This window comes from Paraburkholderia madseniana (assembly GCF_009690905.1).
In the GTDB taxonomy this organism is placed as follows: Bacteria; Pseudomonadota; Gammaproteobacteria; order Burkholderiales; family Burkholderiaceae; genus Paraburkholderia; species Paraburkholderia madseniana.
Genome location: NZ_VOSW01000004.1, coordinates 67591 through 82534, shown reverse-complemented (window position 1 = coordinate 82534; position 14944 = coordinate 67591). Strand labels below are relative to the sequence as shown.

General features: G+C 62.1%; 15 protein-coding genes. 4 read left to right on the top strand and 11 right to left on the bottom strand.

The features are described from left to right. Complete coding sequence (locus FSO04_RS03480) at nt 1-1197, top strand: acetyl-CoA C-acetyltransferase (RefSeq protein ID WP_154558380.1); 1197 nt, start codon at nt 1-3, stop codon at nt 1195-1197. A gap of 111 nt (nt 1198-1308) precedes the next feature. Here the strand turns inward: FSO04_RS03480 and FSO04_RS03475 are convergent, their stop codons facing one another. Next, entirely contained in the window at nt 1309-1473 is a 165-nt protein-coding gene (locus FSO04_RS03475; RefSeq protein ID WP_154558379.1) for a rubredoxin, read from the bottom strand. Between the two features lie 134 nt (nt 1474-1607). Between FSO04_RS03475 and FSO04_RS03470 the strand changes: the two genes are divergently transcribed. Next, on the top strand, nt 1608-2513 hold the full coding sequence (locus FSO04_RS03470) for an SDR family NAD(P)-dependent oxidoreductase (protein WP_168435551.1): 906 nt from the start codon (nt 1608-1610) through the stop codon (nt 2511-2513). Between the two features lie 114 nt (nt 2514-2627). On the opposite strand, the gene FSO04_RS03465 is transcribed toward FSO04_RS03470, so the two are convergent. The 3 genes from FSO04_RS03465 to FSO04_RS03455 all read right to left on the bottom strand — a co-directional run bounded on the left by FSO04_RS03465 (nt 2628) and on the right by FSO04_RS03455 (nt 5583). Further along, the gene (locus FSO04_RS03465) at nt 2628-3491 is read right to left on the bottom strand and encodes an HpcH/HpaI aldolase/citrate lyase family protein (RefSeq protein ID WP_154558377.1); all 864 of its coding nucleotides are present in this window, start codon (nt 3489-3491) and stop codon (nt 2628-2630) included. Nucleotides 3492-3561: 70 nt separating this feature from the next. Next, nucleotides 3562-4419 (bottom strand): HTD2 family dehydratase, encoded by an 858-nt coding sequence (locus FSO04_RS03460; protein ID WP_154558376.1) that lies wholly within the window; start codon nt 4417-4419, stop codon nt 3562-3564. Nucleotides 4420-4425: 6 nt separating this feature from the next. Continuing rightward, on the bottom strand, nt 4426-5583 hold the full coding sequence (locus FSO04_RS03455; RefSeq protein WP_154558375.1) for a serine hydrolase domain-containing protein: 1158 nt from the start codon (nt 5581-5583) through the stop codon (nt 4426-4428). A gap of 465 nt (nt 5584-6048) precedes the next feature. Here FSO04_RS03455 and FSO04_RS03450 point away from each other — a divergent pair, with 465 nt between their 5' ends. Together FSO04_RS03450 and FSO04_RS03445 are read left to right on the top strand one after the other, a co-directional pair. Continuing rightward, the gene (locus FSO04_RS03450) at nt 6049-7314 is read left to right on the top strand and encodes an NAD(P)/FAD-dependent oxidoreductase (RefSeq protein ID WP_154558374.1); all 1266 of its coding nucleotides are present in this window, start codon (nt 6049-6051) and stop codon (nt 7312-7314) included. Between the two features lie 22 nt (nt 7315-7336). Beyond that, nucleotides 7337-7654, top strand: a complete 318-nt coding sequence (locus FSO04_RS03445; RefSeq protein WP_154558373.1) for a 2Fe-2S iron-sulfur cluster-binding protein — start codon at nt 7337-7339, stop codon at nt 7652-7654. A gap of 71 nt (nt 7655-7725) precedes the next feature. Here FSO04_RS03445 and FSO04_RS03440 read toward each other — a convergent pair whose 3' ends face one another. The 7 genes from FSO04_RS03440 to FSO04_RS03410 all read right to left on the bottom strand — a co-directional run bounded on the left by FSO04_RS03440 (nt 7726) and on the right by FSO04_RS03410 (nt 14919). Continuing rightward, nucleotides 7726-8304 carry a nuclear transport factor 2 family protein gene (locus tag FSO04_RS03440; RefSeq protein WP_154558372.1) on the bottom strand — a complete coding sequence of 193 codons (579 nt, stop codon included), beginning with the start codon at nt 8302-8304 and terminating at the stop codon, nt 7726-7728. Continuing rightward, entirely contained in the window at nt 8301-9137 is an 837-nt protein-coding gene (locus FSO04_RS03435) for an SDR family oxidoreductase (protein WP_154558371.1), read from the bottom strand. Before FSO04_RS03435 ends, FSO04_RS03440 begins: the two co-directional genes overlap by 4 nt. A 36-nt stretch (nt 9138-9173) precedes the next feature. Continuing rightward, nucleotides 9174-10298 carry an acyl-CoA dehydrogenase family protein gene (locus FSO04_RS03430; protein WP_154558370.1) on the bottom strand — a complete coding sequence of 375 codons (1125 nt, stop codon included), beginning with the start codon at nt 10296-10298 and terminating at the stop codon, nt 9174-9176. A gap of 2 nt (nt 10299-10300) precedes the next feature. After that, nucleotides 10301-11512: an acyl-CoA dehydrogenase family protein gene (locus FSO04_RS03425; RefSeq protein WP_154558369.1), complete on the bottom strand. Its 1212-nt coding sequence runs from the start codon at nt 11510-11512 to the stop codon at nt 10301-10303. A gap of 94 nt (nt 11513-11606) precedes the next feature. Then, nucleotides 11607-12386: an enoyl-CoA hydratase/isomerase family protein gene (locus FSO04_RS03420; RefSeq protein ID WP_154558368.1), complete on the bottom strand. Its 780-nt coding sequence runs from the start codon at nt 12384-12386 to the stop codon at nt 11607-11609. A 64-nt stretch (nt 12387-12450) separates the two neighbouring features. Continuing rightward, nucleotides 12451-13344 carry a crotonase/enoyl-CoA hydratase family protein gene (locus tag FSO04_RS03415; protein WP_154558367.1) on the bottom strand — a complete coding sequence of 298 codons (894 nt, stop codon included), beginning with the start codon at nt 13342-13344 and terminating at the stop codon, nt 12451-12453. Between the two features lie 42 nt (nt 13345-13386). Next, entirely contained in the window at nt 13387-14919 is a 1533-nt protein-coding gene (locus FSO04_RS03410; RefSeq protein WP_154558366.1) for a class I adenylate-forming enzyme family protein, read from the bottom strand. Nucleotides 14920-14944 lie beyond the last annotated feature (25 nt).

Below are 14944 nucleotides of genomic sequence, written 5' to 3'. Positions count from 1 at the left end.
ATGAAACGCGCAGCGATCGTCTCTCCCGTACGCACGCCGGTCGGCACTTTTGGCGGCAGCTTGCGCAGCGTGCCGGTCGAGGAACTGGGCGCACTGGTGACCCAGGAAGTCCTCAAACGCACCGGGCTCGATCCCAAGCGGATCGACGACGTGGTGTTCGCGCAGTCGTACGCGAACAGCGAAACGCCCTGCGTGGGACGCTGGATCGCCTTGCAAGCCGGACTGCCGGTCGAAGTACCCGGCATGCAGCTTGACCGGCGTTGCGGCGGCGGACTCCAGGCGCTCGCGACGGCCGCCATGATGGTCCAGACCGGCGCGGCCGATGTCGTGCTGGCGGGCGGTGTCGAGAGTATGAGCAACATCGAGTACTACAGCACCGACATGCGATGGGGAGCCCGCGCGGGTTCGGTACAGTTCCACGACCGGCTCGCGCGTGGCCGCGAACGCTCGCAACCGGAGGCGCGCTTCGGACCCATTTCGGGAATGATAGAAACAGCTGAAAACCTCGCCAACGACTTTCACATCAGCCGTGAAGCGGCCGACGAATATGCGGTGCGCAGCCATCGTCGCGCGGCTCAAGCCTGGGCGTCGGGCCGCATGGCAGCCGAAACCGTGGCGGTCGCCGTCCCGCAGAAAAAAGGCGCACCGCTCGCCTTTGCCCAGGACGAAGGCTTTCGCGAAGACGCCAGCATGGAGAGCCTCGGCAAGCTGCGGGCGCTGATCCCGGGTGGCACCGTCACCGCAGGCAATTCCAGCCAGCAAAACGATGCGGCAGCCGCGTGTCTCGTCGTCGCGGAGGACAAACTCGAAGCACTCGGTCTGGAGCCGATGGCCTATCTGAATGGCTGGGCCGCGGCAGGTTGCGAGCCGTCGCGCATGGGAATCGGCCCCGTGCCCGCCGTCCAGAAACTGATGGCACGCACCGGCTTGTCGATCGATCAGATGGATCTTGTCGAACTGAACGAAGCATTCGCCTGCCAGGTGCTGGCGGTGCTCAAGGGATGGGGATGGAACGACCCGGAGCGGCTCAACGTCAACGGCTCCGGCATCTCACTGGGCCATCCGATCGGCGCCACGGGTGTCCGCATGATGACCACGTTGCTCTTCGAACTGCAACGGCGCAAGGGTCGCTACGGTCTCGAGGCAATGTGCATCGGCGGTGGTCAGGGGCTGGCCGCAATATTCGAGCGTGCCTGAAGGCGCGCAACAAACCGCATCGCACGGCAACGCTCAATGCGTTGACCGGCGGGCAATCGATTGTGATCGTGGCGACGTTATCCGCGCAACCGTACTGCACGGCTGCAGACATCACACTTCAATCATCACGAAGTCCGCCTTCGCCGCCCCGCATTCCGGGCAGACCCAGTCTTCGGAAATGTCTGCCCAGCGGGTGCCCGGCGGAAAGCCTTCGGCGGGAAGGCCGACGGATTCGTCGTAGAAAAATCCACAAAAGATGCATTGCCACTGTTTCATCGATGTCGTCCTGCGGGGTTTGAGTGAAGGGTCGACGCATCGCCCTTCCGTTCACAATATGCAACGATGTTCAGTTTTGTTATTATAGGCTGACGGATTTTCTACATCAACGCCTGAAACGAATGGAGACGACAGTGAGCGATATCGTGAAAGACAAGGTGGTGGTCGTAACCGGAGCGGGAGCGGGCATCGGCCGCGATTTCGCGCTGCAGTTCGCGGCGGCCGGCGCGAAGGTGGTGGTCAACGATCTGGGGCGTCATGCGGAAAGTGGCGAGTTCGCGGCACAGCGCGTCGTCGCGGAAATCCGGGAAGCAGGCGGCGAAGCCGTGGCGAGTACGGATAGCGTGGCCGAATGGGATTCGGCGCAAAAGATCGTGCAGGCAGCGCTCGACACCTTCGGGAGAGTCGATTGCGTGATCAACAATGCGGGCATCGTACGCGACCGTATGTTCTTCAACATGAGCCCGGAAGAATGGAAGGCCGTTGTCGACGTGCATCTGAACGGTTCGTTTTTTGTGGCGCGCGCCGCCGCACCGCACTTCAAGGCGCAGAACGGCGGCAGCTACGTTCACATGACTTCCACCTCCGGTCTGATCGGCAATATCGGCCAGGCCAACTACTCGGCGGCGAAGATGGGCGTCGTGGGCCTATCGAAGTCGATCGCGCTCGACATGGCGAAGTTCAATGTGCGCTCAAACTGTATCGCGCCATGGGCATGGACCGCGATGACCGCATCGATTCCGTCCGAGACGCCCGAGCAGAAGGCGCGCGTCGAGATCATGAAGAAAATGGAAGCGCGCAAGGTGGCGCCGCTTGCGGTCTATCTGGCGTCGGATCGCGCGGCGAAGGTATCGGGGCAGATCTTCGGTGTACGTGCTAACGAAATCTATTTCTTCAACCAGATCCGCATGGTGCGCTCGCTGCATCGCGATGGCGGCTGGACCCCGGAGTCGATCGCCGAACAGGTGATGCCCGCGTTCGAGTCGAGCTTCTTCCCGAACGTGCCGTCACTCACATTGACGCCTTGGGATCCGGTTTAATACGGTCCCGACACGTCACCAGCCGCGAGCGACCTTGATGGCCGGCCGCTCAGCCGCGGCTGGTTGTTCTGCCGCACAGCGACTCGATCCAGGCGCGCGGCAAAGCGGCGATCTCTATCCGACACACGATTCACTAACGCAACCGCTGTCCGGTGCGTTGCTATTCCGTGCGCCGGTCGAGCCGCCTGCCATCGCCAACTGACGCCGCGCCTTGAGCAAAACCGGCAGATCCACCATCCGTCCGTCGACGGACACCGCGCCGCCACCAGCGCGCTCAAATGCTTCGACCACTTCCCGCGCCTTCGCTAGTTCATCCTCGCCCGGACTGAACGAGGCATTGACCTGAGCTACCTGCTTCGGATGGATGCACAGCTTGCCGCCGAAACCCAGGCGTCGCGCGGCCGATGCATCGGCCGCGAGTTGCGCGGTGTCATCGAGCGTTACGGTTACGCCATCCACTGGCGGCAGCAGACCAGCAACCCGCGACGCCAGAACGATCCTCGAGCGGGCATAGAGGAGCGCATCCCATGAACCTGAGCAATCCAGATCCAGTTCGAAATCGACCGAACCGAATACGAGCCGCTCCACGCCGGGCGCCCTGACCACCTCGAGAACCTGCCATACGCCGAGTGCCGATTCGACGATCGGCAGAATCGGCTTGCCGCTCACGCGCGCAACATTAAGAAGAGCTTCCGCGCTCTCCGCTTTCGGCAATACGACGCCATCGATGCCGCGCGCCGTGAGCAACGCCAGGTCGTCATCGAACCATGGCGTACCGAAGCCGTTGATGCGCACGAGCACGCGCGTGGTCGATGCGCCGAATGCCGATGCGCCATCCGCGACATATTGACGAGCCTGCGCCTTGTCCGCTTCAGCGACCGCATCTTCGAGATCCACGATCACGGTATCGGCGCCAGAAGTGAGCGCCTTGTTAAAACGCTCAGGCCGTATCCCCGGAACAAACAGAAATGAACGCATAACGCCCCATGAAAATTAACGTCAGATGCCGGAAGTAGCCGGTGTCCGCTATCGGCGACGAAGCTGACAGTTACCCCAGAACGGCCTCAGCTTGCATGCGCAATGTGCCGTCGCTACCTGCGATCCACAGTTTGAGCGTCTTGCCGTCATCGCTGTCCGGACGTCCGCAAACAACGAATGGCGCCGTGTCGATTACCGGACTGACTGCGCGAAACGAAAACGCCACGACCCGCGCGCCGGGAAGAGCCGATCGCACCAGATCCAGCAGCAGCGTCGCCAGAAACGGGCCGTGCACCACAAGCCCCTGATAGCCTTCCTGCTCCATTGCATAGGGCCGGTCGTAGTGAATACGATGACCGTTGAGCGTCAATGCGGAATAGCGGAACAACTGCACGGGATCCGGATGGATCTCCCGCATCCATTGCGCGCCTTCGGGCGCCGGCTGGAGTGCGGGCAGCTTTTCGCCCGGGACAGGATGATCGCGATAGACAATGTCCTGATGCTCCGTGATCGCCACGCCTGCCGCATCGCTGATCTGATGCAGCACCTTGACGAACACCAGGTCGCCACTTCGACCTTGCTTGTGCGCCACGTCCGCGATCGTCGACAAGCGGATGATCGCATCGCCGGCCTTCAGCTCCCGTAAAAACGTCAACTGACTGCCCGCCCACATTCGCCGCGGCAAGGCCACCGGCGGCAGGAAACCGCCGCGCTTCGGATGTCCGTCCGGACCCACCAGCGACTGCCGGTGCAACGGCAAAAAGTAGAGCCAATGCCATAACGGAGGCAATGCATTGCCGGGCGCGACCGAGGTGTCGTCTTTGTCAAGCGTGGCGGCAAGTGCGGCGATCGGCGTCGGGCCAAGCGTGTCGGAAACGCGCTCGCTTCTGCCGATCCACTGCTGTAAATGCGCGGTATCGATCGCCATAGGTCACTAGTCCAGATTCAATGCTTCGCGGATCGCCCGCGCGACGGGCAGCAGAGGGTCTTCCCCGGGCGAAGTCGGATTAAACATCTTGTTGTGACAAATCGCAACGGCCAGACCGGTATCCGGATCGGCCCAGCCAATCGAGTTGCCCTGCCCCGGATGGCATAAGGCGCGCGGCGATTGAACGGCGGTCACCGGCGGATGAGCGCCGCCGAACCAGAACCCGCCGATGGTGATCGGAATCGGAAACCCGAACATCACCGGGTCAGGTTCTTCGCTGTTCGCCCGCGGCGTATTCAGCGTCGCGACGAGCTCTTTCGACAGCAACCGCACACCGTCAAGCTCACCGCCGCCCGCAAGCATCGCCCAGAAGCGCGCTTCGCTGCGTGCGTTGAATATGCCGCCAACCCCCGCCACTTCCGCGCGGCGCACATCGGCCCGCTCGAACACCGTTGGATTCAGCGCGACCTGCTCAGGCATCGAGGCGAGGAACAGCGGCGGCAGATATTCCACCGGCACCATTGCGTCAGTGAGCTTCGCGATACGTGGCTCGACTTCATCGGGGATACCGATCCAGAGGTCAGCAATGCCGAGAGGCGCTGCGATTTCCTCGCGCACGAAGCGTCCCAGCGAGCGCCCTTCCGGATCCGCCCGACGTACCAACTCGCCGATGATCCAGCCGAAGGTCATCGACAGATAGAGTGTTTTCGTTCCCGGCTCCGCCAACGGTTTCAGGTCGGCAATCGCCGTGGTCATCCACTGCCAGTCGCACATCCGTTCGGGCGTGACGCCGCCGGGCATCTGCGGCACGCACGCACGATGGGTCAGCACGTCTCGAACCGTCGTGCGCGCCTTGCCGTGCGCACCGTATTCGGGCCAGTAGCGTGTAACGGGTGCGTCGTAGTCGATGTGGCTCCGATCGGCCAGAATGTGCAGCGCGGTCGCCGCCACGGCCTTCGTGACTGAGTAGACGTTGAACAGTGTTTCGCCATCCACAAGACGTCCCGTCGCCTGATCCGCCACCCCGCTCCATGCATCTACGACCAGCTTGCCATCCAGATAGGCCGCCGCCTGGACGCCGATTTCGCCGCCCTCGCGAGTCGCATGGTCGAGCGCCTGCTGGACGATCGCAGTGATGTTCGAGGCTTGCGCCGTCAAGTTCATGCCATCAGTCCCTGATCAAAATTTCGCGTATGCAGGTTCGCGTCACGTTCGCAATACGTATCACGACATGTCATCGTGCGTCCGCCATAATCAGATCGGCTGCGCGCCACGCCATGGCCATCATCGGGCCGTTCGTGTTGCCGGAAATCATCGTCGGCGTGACGGACAGGTCCAATGATGTGCAGTGCAGATGTTGCGGATCGCCCCCCGACAGTTGCAAACCGAGGCGTTCACGCAGATCCCAAATTGAGTTCTAATATTCGAACTATGTTCGATTTAATGTTTTTGTGCAATAAGAATTTCCCGTCCCGAAACGCGAACGGGAACGGGGTGGCCGATAGGGAACCCGAGAGTTGACAGCCCGTCCGAATGGCGTTCACAATTGAGAATGTCATTCAAAAATAACAATTGTCGCCAGTGCGTCGCAGTCCGCACGATAGTCACACGGGACGGGAGTGAGCGTTTATGAGCACTGCAGCAACCCCAGAGGACATCGCACTGATTGTCGGTGCCGGCCACGCAGCGGGCGAGTGTGCAACCAGCATCCGGGATCAGGGCTGGACGGGCCGCATCGTGCTGATCGGAGAGGAGCCGCATCTGCCGTATCAACGCCCGCCATTGTCGAAGGCTTTTCTATCGGGCGAACTCAGCGCGGAACAGCTTTATTTAAGACCGAAGGCCACTTACGACAAGGCCCGGATCGAATTCATTCCTAATACCCGGGCCGAGCGCATCGACCGCGCGACGCATGTGGTGACCCTGTCGGACGCTCGCGAGATCGGTTATTCCAAGCTCGTAATCGCGACGGGTGGCCATGCTCGCAGGCTCGCATTGCCGGGCATCAAAGCGATCGAAAAGCAACCGAACTTTCACTACCTGCGCACGCTCGACCACGTCGCACGCATCCGCATGCAGTTCCATACGGGGGCACGCCTCGTCATCATTGGCGGCGGGTACATCGGCCTCGAAGTCGCGGCTGTTGCAGTGAAGCGAGGGCTGCACGTGACCGTTCTCGAAGCATTGCCTCGCGTGCTCGCCAGAGTCACGGCGCCGGAACTTTCTGCGTTCTATGAACGGGTGCATCGCGAAGCCGGCGTCGATGTGCGCACCAGCACGGCGGTCAGCAGCTTCGAACTGGATGCATCCGGCGATGCGGTCGCAGCCGTGGTCTGTGCTGACGGTTCCCGCATTCCCGCCGATCTCGTCATCGTCGGTGTCGGCTTGCAACCCGCCACGGAACTGGCCAGCGCAGCGGGTCTCGTCGTGGATAACGGCATCGTGGTGGATGAGCACACCCGCACGTCCGACCCCGACATCTTCGCCATCGGCGACTGCACCAACCACCCCAACGGACTTCTGGGGCGGCGCTTGCGGCTGGAGTCCGTGCCCAATGCCATGGAGCAGGCGCGCACGGCAGCGGCCACGCTGTGCGGCAAGGAGCGCGTCTACAACAGTGTGCCGTGGTTCTGGTCCGATCAATATGACCTGAAACTGAAGATGGTCGGCCTGTCGCAGGGTTATGACGAACTTGTCATGCGCGGTGCGCCTGAAAGCCGTTCGTTCTCCGCGTTTTATCTGAAAGATGGCGTGATGCTTGCAGCCGATACCGTTAGCCGTCCGCAGGAATTCATGCTGGCCAAGCGTTTCGTCGGCGAGAAGATTCCAGTGCGCGCCACCGACCTCGCAGACGATTCGATCCCGCTCAAAAGCCTGCTCCCGCAGCCTGATTGATCATATTCACTCCAGCTACATCATGCCCATCATTCGATTCATTCAACCGGACGGCCATGAAACCACTGCGACGGCCAACGTCGGCGAATCGGTCATGCAAACCGCCGTCAGTCACCAGGTGCCGGGGATTCTGGGGGATTGCGGCGGCAGTTGCAGCTGCGCGACCTGTCATGCGTACGTCGACGAAGCGTGGGTCAACCACATGCCGCCCGCCGAGCCGTATGAGATCGACATGCTGACGTGCGCGATGGACGTGCGGGAAAACAGCCGCCTGACGTGTCAGATCAATGTCACGCCGGAACTCGACGGTCTGGTGGTTCGCCTGCCCGGCGCGGCCTGAAAGCGGTGCGGTGGGCGCGCTTGCGCTGTCCGCCATCACCAGCCCCTCGCCGCTTTGTGAAGTGGAGTGAATCAGGGCGAACGCGTCAGCACACCGATCGCGGCCGGTTCAACCGCCTCCCAGAAAGACGCCCAGGTCGGAAACGACTGCGGCAGGCGCGGCTGGTATTTGTCGCTCTCGTACTTGCCGGGCCAGTTCTGCAAGCGCGGCGTCCCCGGGCGCTCCAGCCAGTCGGTCGAATACCAGTGGCGTTCGTCGCGGCGTTCGAAATACCACGTCCCCTCGCGCCGTACGTAGTGGTCGAAATAGCAGATCGCCATGACCACCCAATGACCATTGTCCTCATGCTCGGCGCGGCAATACACCTGGCCTGTCGCATGATCGGCATCGACCAGGTCGATCGCATGTCCGCAGATCTGATGAATGCTGCGGTAGAAGCTGCGCAGGACATGCTCCGACCCATAGAACGTTTTCAGCGCGGCACGCCCTACACCCCACCGCCCGCAATTCACGTCGTCGGTAAAGAGCGCGACAAGGCTGTCCAGATCGCGCGAATCGACGGCAAGCGCGTAGCGCATGGGCAATTGCTGGATCGCCAGTTGCGCCTCGATACGGTCGATTCGAGCAAGCAGATCGGCATCGATGGTCATGTCGTCCTCTTCGCGCCGACCGTCACGCCGCCAGCGGTGCGGGCGCGAATTTCATCGGCGTAGTACGGTTGATGAGACAGCAGCCCGCCGTCCACGTTGATGATTTGCCCGGTGACAAAAGCGGCCTCATCGGACGCCAGGTAGACCACCGCATGTGCCACGTCTTCCGGCTTCCCGAGGCGCGGGGTGAGATGATGGCTCAGCATCATCTCACCCACGGGTCCCGCGTAATGGCCTATTGTTGCCGGCGTCACGATCAGGCCGGGCGCAATTGCGTTGCAGCGAATGCCCTCTTTGCCGTGCTGAGCGGCCACGTAACGCGTCAATGCTTCGATGCCCGCCTTGCACACACCGTAAGCGCTATAGCCGAGCGCACCGGCCTGAGCCGCGCCCGACGACGTATTGATGATCGAGCCGCCTCCGCGCGCCCGCATCAGCGGGATGGCATAACGTGACGCCAGCATGGTGCCGCGCAGGTTGATGCGCATCGTGTCGTCCCAGACAGAGACATCGACGGCTTCTACGGCGGCATCGACGGTGCTCGACAGCGAGGTGGCCGCCGCATTGTTGTGCAGCACGTCAAGGCCGCCCCAGGTTTCGACGGTAAGCGCAAACAACGCCGCTATTGATGCCTCGTCGCCGATATCGACCCGCGCGGCAATCGCCCGGCCGCCCTGCTGCTCGATACGCTGGGCCTGCGCCACGGCGCCGTCGAAATCCCGGTCCGCCACGACCACCCGCCCGCCTTCAGCAGCCAGCATCGCGGCACACGCCGCACCGATACCGGACGCCGCGCCCGTGACGATGGCGATCCTGTCTTTGACTCGTAACATAAGCGCTATTCCTTCTGATTGGACACGTGGCCCGATTCAATGCGGCGCGGCAAAGCGCGCGAGGTGAAAGTCGATGTCGCCGTACAGCTTTTCCATCATCGTCATCTTGCGAAAGTAATGGCCGACCTGATATTCCTCGGTGATCCCCATGCCGCCATGTAGCTGAATACCCTGCGCACAGACGAAACGGCTTGCCCGGCCGGCGACCGCCTTGCCCGCCGAGATGACGCGGCTGCGTTCCGTTGCCGGCCGATCCAGGTGCGCAATGCCGCAGTAGAGTATCGAGCGGGTCTCCAGCACGACGACAAACATTTCGGCCATACGATGCTGCAGCGCCTGAAATTTGCCGATCGGCTGACCGAACTGCACGCGAGCCTTGATGTATTCGGCGGTGATGTCCATCACGGCTTCCATCACGCCGAGCATCTCGGCTACGCTCGCTAGCGTAGCGAGTCCGGTCGCCACCTCGAGCACTTCGCGGGCGCGATCGGAGGCAACCAGCAACGAGGACGCATCCAGTTCGACGTCGCGAAACTCGATGTCCGCGGCACAAGATCCATCGAGCAGACGATATGTCCGGCAGGTCACGCCCGCCGCACGGCGGTCCAGCACGAAAATCGCGACGTCTTCCGCTTGCTCGTTCAGACGCGCGGTCACCAGCAACTGGTCCGCCGAACCGCCCGCCATCACCAGCGTCTTGGCTCCGCTCAGCAAATAGCCACCAGCCGTCTTGCGTGCGACTGTACGATCACCGCAGCCCAGCTTGAACCGTGAGCCCGCTTCACTGTCGGCCAGCGCGAGCAGCAGCCGGCCTTCGATCACTGCCGGCAGGAGCGCCTGCCGTTTGGCATCCGAGCCACTACGGTCAATGATGGCCGAACACAGAAGCGCGGTTTGCACGAAAGGCTCGAGCACCATGCCGCGCCCGAATGCTTCCATCACAATGGCAGTTTCGACAAACGAGCAGGCAAGACCGCCGACATCCTCAGGCAGCATCAGGCCGAGCCAGCCGAGGTCAGCATAGTCCTGCCAGCGCGCGCGGCTAAAACCCTCTTCGCTTGCGGCAATCGCGCGGCGCGTTTCGAATCCATACTCCTGCTGAATGAACCGGTCCACGCCGTCCTTCAGCATCAATTGTTCTTCGGAGAGGTTGAAGTCCATGGTCAAAGTCCAAAGGCGAGACGGGCAATAATGTTTTTCTGCACCTCCCGCGCACCGCCGTAAATGGTCGACGCGCGGCCGATGAGGTAGCCGGTCGTGCGGCCTGCCACGTAGCCGGGCCATGCGTCATCGTCGTCGGCTAACGGATCGTCGAAGCGCCAGTCATCGTGTTGCTGGAAGCGCATGCTGCGCGGACCGAGCGCGTCAATCTGCAGCTCCGTGACGCGCTGCTGCATCTCCGAGCCACTGATCTTGAGCGCCGACACCACCGCGTCGAGATTGCGCGTGTTCCTTTCCTCGGCCAGGATTCGTAACACCGACCATTCGAGCGCCAGCAGATCCACTTCGACCGACGCCAGCTTGCGGGCAAATTCGGCTGTGTCGATCAGACGCACACCGTCCACCATTTCCCTTTCGGCGATGCTTTTGGCGCGCTGCAATTCCCGCTTGTTGAAATAGAGAAACGCGCTGGTGGTGCGCTCCTTTTCGAGCAGATATTTCGCGTAAGTCCAACCCATGCCCGCCTCGCCAACCAGGTGTGTGCGTGGCACGCGAACGTTCTCGAGAAAGACCTCGTTCAGGCCCGTTCCGCCTTCGATCGAAACGATCGGGCGCACGGTGATCCCAGGCGTATCCATTTTGACGAGCAGGAACGAGATGCCGCGCTGCGGCTTGACCGTCGTGTCCGTCTTGACAAGGAAGAAGCCCCATTCGGCAATCGAGGCGTCGCTGGTCCAGATCTTCTGACCGTTGATCACATATTCGTCACCGTCAAGGACCGCGGTGGTCTTGAGACCCGCCAGGTCCGAGCCCGCATTCGGCTCCGAAAAACCCTGACACCAGAACTCGTCCCCGGAAAGAATGGCGGGGAGAAAACGCTTCTTCTGCCAGTCCGAGCCGAACGCGATGATGACGGGCGCCACCATGTGGGTTGCCTGCCAGCCGTAGTCCATCGCGTCCGCGTTGTACAGCTCTTCCATGAAGATATGCTTGCGAAAGGCTGCCCAGCCGGTGCCGCCGTGTTCCACCGGCCAATGTGGTGCGCCCCACCCGCGCTGATGCAGAATACGCTGCCACGTACGAATGTCCTCCTTCAATGGAGGATGCGCCCCGATCGTCCAGCGATGCGCAATCGCGGCGGGCAACTGCTCCCTGAAAAACTGCCGGACTTCCTGACGAAACGCTTCGTCCTCCGGGGTGTACTCGAAGTGCATGCCTGATTCCTCCTGCTATGTCCCCATACGCGCGTCCACCGAAGGTCGCACTGCTTCGCGGCCGCCGCCTGCTTGCGCCGGTTATTTGATCGACCTAGTGCCCCTTGAAAGAGGGGGTGCGTTTTTCCCGCGCGGCGAGCCGTCCCTCGGCGGCATCGTCGGAATTCACCGCGAGCCCAACGGAATTCAGCTCGTGCACGAGAAACTCTTCCATGCTGCCGGCGTTCAGGCGGAAGAGTTCTTTGGTCAGTCCGATCGAGAACGTCGGCATGGCCGCCAGTTCGGCGGCGAGCGCTTCGGCGGCATTCATGAGACTCGCGTCCTCGACGACACGGCTTGCCAGTCCCGCCTCGAACGCTTCCTGACCAGTCAGCCTGCGATTGAGATACATGATCTCCTTCGCGCGAAATTCTCCGCAGTGGCGGGCAAGCAGATGCACCATGCCGCCTTCGGGCAAGGTTGCGCGCATCAGAAAGGCCGGAATGAACTGCGCCGTGTCCGACACCAGAAGCTGGTCGGCGCACAGCGCAAAACTCCAGGCAATGCCGACCGCGACACCTCGCACCGCCGCGACCACCGGCTTATTGAGGTTGTAGAGCTTCAAGGCAACCTGCTGATAAACCGCCATCGATTGGCGCGCGTGCGACACGCTCATCGGCGGCGACGCCGCGCCACTGCCCTTGATATCGGCACCGGCGCAAAAGGCCCGCCCTGCGCCCGTCAGAATGACCGCACGGATTTCCGGATCACGTTCGATGCGATCAAGATGCTCGATCAGCATGCTCAGCATGTCCGGTGTCAACGCGTTGAGCTTCTCCGGACGATTCAGACAGAGCGTGGCAACCGCGTCCTTCACTGAAAGTTCGACATCCATGGTTTTCATGTCTTAAGTGAGTCAACCGGATGGCTCCGGGTCCCCCGCATGGTGCGGGGACGTTTCATTCGCCGCGTGCACGCAGCTTGATCACGCCGTCCCCGAAAGGCTCGTCGCGGCGCTTGAGCGCTTCCTTCAGTCCATTGGCTTCCATATCCGCCTTGAATTGCGCACGCCGTGGGCCCTGGCTCTGATGGGCACGCGCGTCGTTCTCGACAGCAAGGCGTTGCAGCGTGCGTGCGCCCGCCAGTTCAAGCCCGAGATTCACAATCCGTTTGTTCGCGGAGAGCAGATCGGCGTCGACGAACGACAGCCGGCGCGCGAGTTCCACAACCTCGGCTTCAAGTTCTTCCGCGGGTACGGCGTCCATCACGAGACCGATCTTTGCCGCATCGCGGCCGGTCAGCGAATCCCCGGACAGCAACAGGCGTTTCGCCCACTGTGGCCCCACGTGATAGAACCACATGTGCGCCGGCGGCGAGCCGTTGGCGCGCGTCGCGGGAAAGCCGATCCGCGCGTTGTCCGCGGCCAGCACCATGTCGCAGGCCAGCGCGAGGTCGGTGCCGCCCGCAAGGCAGTTGCCGTGAACCTGCGCGATGATCGGCTTGTGCACATCCGCCATGGCGTTAACGGTTTCCGCCTGCCGCTCCATCGACCAGCAGTCGTCATCGAAGCTTCGTACCGTGCCCCGGTATTCACCCGGATCGACCTGCTCCGCCGCGCGATCCGAATAGGTGGTGACGAGGTCATAGCCGGCGCAGAAGTCCTTGCCGGCGCCACGCAAGACGATCACGTTCACCGACTTCAGATCGTCCGCCTCGAGCAGCGCCTCTTTCAGCTCGCGCAACAGGACACCATTAATCGCATTGCGTTTGTCCGGACGATTCAGCGTGATTCGCGCCACGCGCTCGGCGACCTCGAATTGAACGCATTCCGTGCTTTGGAGCCATTTGCTCATGATTCACTCTCATTCGAAGAAGGCGGCGTGGCTGTCACGCGTTCAGCGGCCGAACCGCTGGCGCAATACAACCTTGCTGATCTTTCCGGTAGGCAGCCGCGGGAGCTCGTCGACGAATTCAACCGATTTCGGGCATTTGTAGCCGGCGATCAGCTCGCGGCAAAACGCGATCAGCTCTGCCTCCTGTATTGTCTTGCCCGGCCGGAGCACAACGATGGCCTTCACGCATTCACCCCATTTTTCGTGGGGTGAGCCGATCACTGCCGCGTCGATCACGGACGGATGCTGCAGCAAGGCGTTCTCCACTTCGCGGCTGTAGATGTTTTCGCCGCCCGAGATAATCATGTCCTTCTTGCGGTCCACCAGGAAGACATAACCGCTGCTGTCCTGAAAGCCCATGTCGCCGCTGCGATACCAGCCGTCGCGCAAGGCGTCGATCGTCGCCACGCTGTTGTTCCAGTATCCGCTCAGTTGAGTCGCCGAGCGCAGCCACACTTCGCCGGTCTGGCCTTGCGGCAGGTCAAGGCCGCTATCGTCCACAATGCGCAGTTCGATCCCGGGACAGGGATGGCCGACCGACGCCAGACGCCGGACTTCTTCCGCCGTGCCATCTGGCCGCACTTCATGAGACGGCAGCCAGCAGGCGTTGCTCTCGGTCATGCCATACTGGACCGAGAACACCGGGCCCAGCACCTCGATGCCGCGCTTGAGGAGCGGCACCGGCACCGGCGCGGCTGCCGTTGTGATGTTCTCGATACTCGACAGATCGTACGAGGACAATTCGGGTATATCGAGCAAGGCCTGCAGCATGGCGGAGACAAGGAACGTGAACGTGATGCGCTCGGCCTGGATCGTCTCCAGCATCGCCTTCGGCTCGAAACTGCGATGCAGTACGGTCGTTCCGCCCAGCCACGCAACCGCGTTCACAAAGCCAATGCCGCCCACGTGAAACGCCGGCGTGGTCTGCAGCACCCTAGAGTGTCCGGAAAATTCGGTGACCAGCGCACAGCTTTCCGCCGTGGCGCACATCGCACGGTGCGTGCGGACCACTCCCTTCGGGTGCCCGGTCGTGCCACTCGTGTAGATCAGATAGGCGAAGTCGTCGGGCTGCGAGCGAATCGGCGGCCCGTCAGCCGAGCCGGCTTCCATCGCGGATTCGAATGATGTCGCCCATGACGGCGCGTCGCCGATGCAGATATAGCATTCAACATCGGGCAACTGCGGACGCAGGGCGTCCACCAGCGCAGCATATTGCGCTTCGAAGACAAGCGCTTTCGGTGCCGCGTCCTTCACGATGTGCAGGATTTCCGCAGGCGCCAGGCGGAAGTTGACGGTGGCGAGCAGAAAGCCGGCCCATTCGCAGGCACGGTAGGTCTCGTAGTACTCGGCGCAATTCATCGCCAACACCGCGACCCGGTCCTGCCGACGCAACCCTTGCCGATACAACGCATCAGAGAAACGGCGGGCGCGCTCCGCCATCTCGCCATGAGTCACACGCCGGTCGCCAAACACCAACGCTTCCCTGTCCGCATGGAAACGCGCATTGCGCTCTATCATCTCCCCAAGCGTTTTCATCTCGATCCTGTCGTTGTCGGTTGGG

Excerpts from the sequence above, each read along its gene's own strand:
- FSO04_RS03430 (WP_154558370.1), bottom strand. The coding sequence starts at position 10,298 with ATGGACTTCAACCTCTCCGAAGAACAATTGATGCTGAAGGACGGCGTG.
- FSO04_RS03415 (WP_154558367.1), bottom strand. The coding sequence starts at position 13,344 with ATGAGCAAATGGCTCCAAAGCACGGAATGCGTTCAATTCGAGGTCGCC.
- FSO04_RS03475 (WP_154558379.1), bottom strand. The coding sequence starts at position 1,473 with ATGAAACAGTGGCAATGCATCTTTTGTGGATTTTTCTACGACGAATCC.
- FSO04_RS03445 (WP_154558373.1), top strand. The coding sequence starts at position 7,337 with ATGCCCATCATTCGATTCATTCAACCGGACGGCCATGAAACCACTGCG.
- FSO04_RS03435 (WP_154558371.1), bottom strand. The coding sequence starts at position 9,137 with ATGTTACGAGTCAAAGACAGGATCGCCATCGTCACGGGCGCGGCGTCC.
- FSO04_RS03480 (WP_154558380.1), top strand. The coding sequence starts at position 1 with ATGAAACGCGCAGCGATCGTCTCTCCCGTACGCACGCCGGTCGGCACT.
- FSO04_RS03465 (WP_154558377.1), bottom strand. The coding sequence starts at position 3,491 with ATGCGTTCATTTCTGTTTGTTCCGGGGATACGGCCTGAGCGTTTTAAC.
- FSO04_RS03455 (WP_154558375.1), bottom strand. The coding sequence starts at position 5,583 with ATGAACTTGACGGCGCAAGCCTCGAACATCACTGCGATCGTCCAGCAG.
- FSO04_RS03425 (WP_154558369.1), bottom strand. The coding sequence starts at position 11,512 with ATGCACTTCGAGTACACCCCGGAGGACGAAGCGTTTCGTCAGGAAGTC.
- FSO04_RS03440 (WP_154558372.1), bottom strand. The coding sequence starts at position 8,304 with ATGACCATCGATGCCGATCTGCTTGCTCGAATCGACCGTATCGAGGCG.
- FSO04_RS03410 (WP_154558366.1), bottom strand. The coding sequence starts at position 14,919 with ATGAAAACGCTTGGGGAGATGATAGAGCGCAATGCGCGTTTCCATGCG.
- FSO04_RS03460 (WP_154558376.1), bottom strand. The coding sequence starts at position 4,419 with ATGGCGATCGATACCGCGCATTTACAGCAGTGGATCGGCAGAAGCGAG.
- FSO04_RS03420 (WP_154558368.1), bottom strand. The coding sequence starts at position 12,386 with ATGGATGTCGAACTTTCAGTGAAGGACGCGGTTGCCACGCTCTGTCTG.
- FSO04_RS03450 (WP_154558374.1), top strand. The coding sequence starts at position 6,049 with ATGAGCACTGCAGCAACCCCAGAGGACATCGCACTGATTGTCGGTGCC.